We start from the raw sequence: 6,460 nt of genomic DNA, 5'->3' as shown, positions 1-6,460 counted from the left end.
ACCGTCTCCTCCGGCACCTCCATGGCGCCCGACTGGCCTGTCCCTATGATTACCACGTCAGGTTTCGCCGCCGCAATCCCGGAAACGTCCTCAACCCTCAGATAGTGCCCTTCCCTCCTCCACCAAGAAGGGTCGACCCGGTCGGGGTAGACGATGACATCGGAGTAGTAGGTCGTATTACCTATGACCATCTCCCCGAATCTGAAATCATCGATTCGCATGGGCATTTTCCCGGCCTTGGGGCGGCCTTGGGGTCAGTTCCCATTTTCTCACATTTTGGATGAGTTACTCTGCTCCTTCGACGATCACGCCCCTGCTACCTGTCTTTCCTCTTAGAAAAAATTTTAAAAACCTGAGGATATGGGAACTGACCCCGGTTACCCTGCCCTTTTCTGCGCTGTCTCTTACCGTTTGAAACCGAAAATCGCACTCTGTATGATTTCCGTGACGTATTTTATCTGGGTGACGGTAAAGTATGAGCCGCGGACGCCGTGTTTCCTGCGGCGGTATGCCCTGGCATGTTCTTCTGACCAGAAGAACACGTTCTCGTTTCAAAAATCATCGATGATGGTAGGGGCCTCCAGGGTGAACACGTTTACCTCCGGTATGAACACCATGGGCTCGGCACCCTCCGGTGTAATGATATTGAGGTCGCTGTCTATCTCCAGGTTCAGCTCTTTTTCGCAGTGGGCACAGATCGTTCTCACCCGAACCGACAGGTCCGTTCCTCTCAGGCGCCCCTGCACGAAGGGCGTGGCAATCACATCGGCCGCTCAGGCCGCGTAGAGCTCCTCTTTCGTGCTGAAGGTAAGGTGGTGGTGCGTCTCCTCGACGGTCACGGGATAGGCCCAAACCACCGACCCCTCGCCGTTTTTCACCAGGAACACCTTGCGGGATTCGAGCTCATCCAGAATAGCCGAAACCCGCTCCACGGATATATCCAGACTCTCAGAGATAGCTTCTGCCGGCAGCGGCATCCCGGCCCGTGGCAGCTCTCTCACCACGAAGTGATGGACCCTGCGATGGTCCTGCTCCATGAACGAAAGCTCTCTTTCGATCTTTTTTCCGACGGCTGAGATCCGCTTCCGCCATACCCCTTCCGGGATCGGCAGCATAAGCCGCCAGAGCCCCCGACGCAACACGTTTCCCATGTGCTGCCCCCTTTTGGATTTTGAAGATACCCCTTTTCACCAATCGAACGAACCACAAAAAAACGGGGCAATGATTTGTATCACCTTACCGTATCTCGAGACCAGATAACAAGAGCAGCATTGGGGTCAGTTCCCATTTCCTCACATTTTTGCGCCAAAAGAAAGGGACATCTCATATGGGAGGCGTCGCGGGGAATGAAAACCAGAAATCACACTTGTGGCGCGAGCGTCCGTGGTACCGGAGATCAGAGGTTCCGTGTTGCTCCGGGCCCGATTTTGTTGAATGGCCACCCTGTTTTTGTCACAATAGGGAATCTTGAAATAAGGAGACACTTTTATGTCGAAAAACGAAATTACCTTCACCTACCTGTCCCAGGAGGATTTTTTAGAGGCCGGCTGTTTCGATATGAATATGGCCATGGCGGCTGCGGAAAAGGGAATGCTCGCCTTCAACAACGATGAAGTCCTCTTTCCCGAGAAGATCGTGCAGATCTTCAACCAGGAGACCCAGGAGCGGATCAACTGTCTGCCGGCCACCTTTCTGACCGATAAGATTTGCGGCGTGAAGTGGGTGTCGGTGTTTCCCCCGAACCCGGAAAAATACGGCCTGCAGAACCTCTCTGCGGTGATTATTCTCTCGGAGATCGAAAAGGGATTCCCCGTGGCGGTCATGGAAGGAACCCTCTGCTCGAATATCCGCGTCGGCGCCATGGGGGGGATCGCAGCGAAACACCTTGCCCGGAAAGACTCGAAGGTCATCGGGTTCATCGGTTCCGGCGAGCAGTCGAAAATGCACCTGGTAGCAATGAAGACCGTCCTGAGGGGCCTCGAGGAGTGCCGTGTGTCGGCGAAAACGGCACCGGAGGAGGCGCAGTTCATCGAGGAGATGCAGCCCATCTTCCCGGACATGAAATTCATCCCCACGGACACGGATCTTGCGAAGGCCATCGTGGGGGCAGACGTTATCGTCACGGGCACGAGCGCTCAGGCCCCGCTCCTGAAAGCCGACTGGGTAAAAGAGGGGGCCTTCTACAGCCACATCGGCGGATGGGAAGACGAGTATGCCGTGGCGAGAAAGTGCACAAAAATCGTCTGCGACGACTGGGAAACGGTCAAACACCGCACCCAAACCTTGAGCCGCATGTACAAGGACGGTGAACTCAGCGATGACGACATCTATGCGAATTTAGTGGAACTCGTTGCGGGGGATAAGAAAGGCCGGGAATCGGAAGGGGAAATCAACTACTTCAATGCCGTAGGCCTCGCCTATGTCGATGTGGCGATAGCTCATGCGATGTATGAAAGAGCCATTTCTGCCGGAGCAGGGAAGAGGTTGACGCTCCAGAGCTGCATGATCTTCGAGCACGCTGGCCTCAAGGACCTGATCAGATTTTAATTGATGATGGGGTCAGTTCCCATTTTCTCACATTTTGCATGGATCACTCAGCTCCTGCGAAGACCAAGCCTCTACCATCTTTTTTCCCATATGGGAAATTGCGAAAAACCTGAGGATATGGGAACTGACCCCGATGCGAGGGCCCGGTAGCAGCCGGGCCCTCTGGATGATTGAATCGATCAGGCAGACTGGATAGGAATTTGACGGGGCTTTGCCTTCTCCACCTTCGGCAGGAGAAGGGTGAGAACCCCGTTTTTGAGCGTAGCTTTGATTTTTTCGGTGTCGATCGTCTCCGAGATCCGAAACTGGCGGTAGAAAGAGGTCAAATCGAATTCTCTGCTGATCACATCCTCTGCCGCCTGCCGTTCCACCTTTCCCTCGATGGTGAGTATTCCGTTCTCAACGTTTACCGAAAGACCCTCGGAAGTTACGCCCGGCAGGTCCGCGAGGACCGTGAGCCCATCCTCTTTCTCGTAGATGTCCACGGGAGGTATCGCGTAACGCTCCTCCTGCCGTGTCAATTCCTTCCTGTCGGGAGATACTCGTCCGCTTTCCGATACCGTTCGTTCTATGTTAGTCATTGTGCACCTCCTTCTTTTCTTTCACGCGGTGTCCACGGGAATCGCGCGAGGTTTTGCGGCCTCGCTCTTCTCCAGGATCACCGTCAGTAGTCCATTTGCGTAACTGGCCTTGACCCTGTCCGGGTCGATTGCGCCCGGGAGTTCCAGGGAGCGCACGAACCTGCCCTCGGAACGCTCGGACCGGTGATACTCGTCGGGACTCACATCCTCGGGTGGTCTCTTTTCACCGGAGAGGGTCAGAATATTGTTCTTTACCGTGACCTCGAAGTTCTCCGGTTGAACCCCGGGGGCCAGTGCGACAACCTTGTAGCCTCCTTCGGTCTCGCTCACATTTACCAGTGGATAGCGGCGGGAAGCAATCCCCGGGAGGAAAGCAAGCCGCCAGGGACGGGAGCCCGTCACTTCGCTAAACAACCGGTCCATGTCAGTCCGCAGTTTGTCCATCTCACTGAACACATTCCAGTTCGTCATAACGACCTCCTTTCCGGAACCCCTTCTGGTTCCTCTTTTGTTTTGTATTTGCGCGTATACAACCATGTGTATCTCCTTTATCTGTTATGAATTTGCATCCGCTCCATCATCTATTTTCAAATCGTGTGCCAACGTGAAAACGATGATGGAAAAATCATAAACCATTGGTTTCTATTAATTATTTGCGCAATCACGGATAATGGTTAGAAACGGCTGAAGCCAACCAAACCGTGCCAATTTGGCACACATTGCCATTTTGACAACATTTTGACAACATTGGGACAACATCGGCAACATCGGGGTCAGTTCCCATATCCTCAGGTTTTTCGAAAAATTCCCATACTTGAAGACATACAATTAGTGCTTGATCCTCGTAGGAGCTGAGCGATCCATGCAAAATATGAGAAAATGGGAACTGACCCCGGTTATTTGTCTCTTGCCGTCTATGGTGAGAGAGACATAATATGATAACGAAGGGAGTTTCAGAGACCCGGAAAGGCTGCCGTGAAAGAAGCCACTGTCATATTTCCGCACCAGCTTTACAGGAATCACCCCGGGCTTTCCCGCAACCGGGACGTGTACCTCGTTGAGGATCAGCTCTTCTTCTCCGATTTCCACTACCCCATGCGATTCCACAAGCAAAAGCTGCTCCTGCACCGCGCCTCCATGAAAGCTTGCGAGGCCGATCTTACCGGGAGAGGATTCAGGGTCCACTACCTGGAGCACGCAAAAGATCCCGACATGGCGTACCTGTTCGGTCCCCTGAATCAGGCCGGCGTGGAAACCATGTACCTGGTCGAGCCGACCGATTTCATCCTGGAAAAAAGGTTACGGAAGGGAGCCGAAGCCCGCGGTATACGGCTGGAAATACTGACCACGCCGGGATTCCTCTCGGAAAAGGCGTGGCTGGAGGAGTTTTTCGCGGAGAAAGACCGCTATTCCCAGTCGGCTTTCTACATCGCACAGCGGAAGAAGCGCGGGATTCTACTGGAAGATGGCAAGCCAAAGGGAGGGAAGTGGAGCTTCGACCCCGAGAACAGAGGGAAGCTGCCGGCAAACATCATCGTTCCCGCCCCGTGGTTTCCCGCTCCGAACCGCTTCGTTAAGGAAGCCGGCATTTATGTGGAAGAGCACTTCGGCAACAACCCCGGCAGCTGCCGGGATTTCCACTATCCGGTTACCCACGGGGACGCGAAGCGCTGCCTGGACGATTTCCTGAAAAACCGCCTGCAGAATTTCGGCACCTACCAGGATGCGATCTCTTCCTCGGAAACCATCCTTTTCCACTCCGTTCTGTCACCGGCCCTGAACATCGGCCTTCTTACACCGGCCCAGGTGGTCGATGAGACCCTTGATTTTGCACGCAATACCCCGGTCCCCTTGAACTCACTTGAGGGATTCATCCGCCAGGTCATCGGATGGAGGGAGTTTATCCGTGTACTCTACCTCTTCGAAGGAGTAAAGCAGAGGACGACGAATTTCTGGAAACACGAGAGAAAAATGCCCGATTCCTTCTACGAAGGCACCACCGGGGTCGATCCCGTCGATACCGTTATCGGTCGTGTCCTGAAATATGCCTATGCGCACCACATCGAGAGGCTCATGGTAATCGGCAATTTCCTTCTCCTCTGCGAAGTCGATCCGGATGACGTCTACTACTGGTTCATGGACCTGTTCATCGACTCCTACGACTGGGTGATGGTTCCAAACGTCTACGGGATGAGCCAGCATGCAGACGGGGGTCTCATGACGACGAAGCCCTACATCTGCTCTTCCAGCTACATCCGCAAAATGAGCGATTTTTCGAAAGGTCCTTGGTGCGATACCCTGGACGGTCTCTACTGGAGGTTCATCCACAAGCACAGGGACTTTTTCGCTTCAAGCCCCCGGATGAGCCTCATGGCTGCCCACCTGAAAAAGATGCCCCGGGCGAAACTCAAGAAGCACTTAGCCACCGCCGAGAGATTCCTCGAGATCCTGTGAGGTATCGTTCCCCACCGCCGGATAGCAGGGGGTCAGTTCCCATTTTCTCACATTTTGCATGGATCACTCAGCTACTGCGAGGACCAGGCCTCTATCGTCTGTCTTCCCATATGGGAAAATTGCGAAAAACCTGAGGATATGGGAACTGACCCCCAGTGTGTAGGTATAGGAACTGCAAGTGCCGAATTTGCCTTATAAGAATTCATAGTTCCGGTTTTTTTCTGCCGGGAAAACCCGGAAGGCCGGTCCCCCTCCAGCCCCCGTCATTTACTCCCGGGCGTCCCTGTCACCGGTGAAAAAAGGGTGATTACCGGCAAGAGGCGGGCAAAGAAGGTTCGGCAATGTTGACAGAACAACTGTTAGGCTATATGTTAGTACAATGAGAAAATTTATCGCCATCGTGGTCATATCCCTCACCCTCGCCGCTGCCGGCATTCCCGCGTATGCGAAAACCTGCGAGCCCACCAAGCCCGACTCTATGGGGCCTTTCTATGCCCCCGGGGCCCCGGAACGCTCCAAGGTGGGAGAGGGGTACGTCCTTACCGGGGATGTGCTATCATCCGTGGACTGCTCCCCCCTGAAAGGGGCGCGCATCGAGCTCTGGCTGGGGGGGCCCAGTGGAAGATACGACAACGATCATCGCGCTACCACATTCGCCGATGAGTCGGGGTCCTACCGGTTCGAGAGCAACTTCCCGCCGGCCTATTACGGCCGTCCCCCTCACATTCACATCCGGGTGTCAGCCGAGGGCTACCGGACGCTGGTGACCCAGCACTATCCTATTAATGCAAGGACAGAAGGAACCTTCGACCTGGTCCTGATACCGGAATAAACCCTCGGTAAACAATCGGGGTCAGTTCCCATTTTCTCACATTTTG

8 protein-coding genes are annotated in these 6,460 nt (G+C 54.2%); 3 read left to right on the top strand and 5 right to left on the bottom strand.

The genetic code is table 11. The annotated features are described in order from the left end of the window. From GTN70_00660 to GTN70_00650, 3 genes are all read right to left on the bottom strand, one after another. On the bottom strand, positions 1 to 221 hold a 221-nt coding region (locus GTN70_00660), incomplete at its 3' end, for a hypothetical protein (GenBank protein NIO15512.1). 330 nt (positions 222 to 551) lie between these two features. Then, complete coding sequence (locus GTN70_00655; protein ID NIO15511.1) at positions 552 to 764, bottom strand: hypothetical protein; 213 nt, start codon at positions 762 to 764, stop codon at positions 552 to 554. Positions 765 to 773: 9 nt separating this feature from the next. Beyond that, on the bottom strand, positions 774 to 1,151 hold the full coding sequence (locus GTN70_00650) for a hypothetical protein (protein NIO15510.1): 378 nt from the start codon (positions 1,149 to 1,151) through the stop codon (positions 774 to 776). Between the two features lie 337 nt (positions 1,152 to 1,488). On the opposite strand from GTN70_00650, the gene GTN70_00645 reads away from it, so the two are divergent. Beyond that, positions 1,489 to 2,547 (top strand): ornithine cyclodeaminase family protein, encoded by a 1,059-nt coding sequence (locus tag GTN70_00645; protein NIO15509.1) that lies wholly within the window; start codon positions 1,489 to 1,491, stop codon positions 2,545 to 2,547. Between the two features lie 179 nt (positions 2,548 to 2,726). On the opposite strand, the gene GTN70_00640 is transcribed toward GTN70_00645, so the two are convergent. Together GTN70_00640 and GTN70_00635 are read right to left on the bottom strand one after the other, a co-directional pair. Next, the gene (locus tag GTN70_00640) at positions 2,727 to 3,128 is read right to left on the bottom strand and encodes an Hsp20 family protein (GenBank protein NIO15508.1); all 402 of its coding nucleotides are present in this window, start codon (positions 3,126 to 3,128) and stop codon (positions 2,727 to 2,729) included. A gap of 21 nt (positions 3,129 to 3,149) precedes the next feature. After that, positions 3,150 to 3,599: an Hsp20 family protein gene (locus tag GTN70_00635; protein NIO15507.1), complete on the bottom strand. Its 450-nt coding sequence runs from the start codon at positions 3,597 to 3,599 to the stop codon at positions 3,150 to 3,152. 504 nt (positions 3,600 to 4,103) lie between these two features. On the opposite strand from GTN70_00635, the gene GTN70_00630 reads away from it, so the two are divergent. Both GTN70_00630 and GTN70_00625 read left to right on the top strand, forming a co-directional pair. After that, positions 4,104 to 5,582, top strand: a complete 1,479-nt coding sequence (locus GTN70_00630; GenBank protein NIO15506.1) for a cryptochrome/photolyase family protein — start codon at positions 4,104 to 4,106, stop codon at positions 5,580 to 5,582. A 379-nt stretch (positions 5,583 to 5,961) separates the two neighbouring features. Further along, the gene (locus GTN70_00625) at positions 5,962 to 6,414 is read left to right on the top strand and encodes an intradiol ring-cleavage dioxygenase (GenBank protein NIO15505.1); all 453 of its coding nucleotides are present in this window, start codon (positions 5,962 to 5,964) and stop codon (positions 6,412 to 6,414) included. Positions 6,415 to 6,460 lie beyond the last annotated feature (46 nt).

It is taken from the genome of Deltaproteobacteria bacterium (genome assembly GCA_011773515.1).
Taxonomy (GTDB): Bacteria; Desulfobacterota; Deferrimicrobia; order J040; family J040; genus WVXK01.
This window is presented reverse-complemented; position numbering and strand designations above follow the sequence as displayed.

Excerpts from the sequence above, each read along its gene's own strand:
- GTN70_00650 (NIO15510.1), bottom strand. The coding sequence starts at position 1,151 with ATGGGAAACGTGTTGCGTCGGGGGCTCTGGCGGCTTATGCTGCCGATC.
- GTN70_00645 (NIO15509.1), top strand. The coding sequence starts at position 1,489 with ATGTCGAAAAACGAAATTACCTTCACCTACCTGTCCCAGGAGGATTTT.
- GTN70_00640 (NIO15508.1), bottom strand. The coding sequence starts at position 3,128 with ATGACTAACATAGAACGAACGGTATCGGAAAGCGGACGAGTATCTCCC.
- GTN70_00635 (NIO15507.1), bottom strand. The coding sequence starts at position 3,599 with ATGACGAACTGGAATGTGTTCAGTGAGATGGACAAACTGCGGACTGAC.
- GTN70_00625 (NIO15505.1), top strand. The coding sequence starts at position 5,962 with ATGAGAAAATTTATCGCCATCGTGGTCATATCCCTCACCCTCGCCGCT.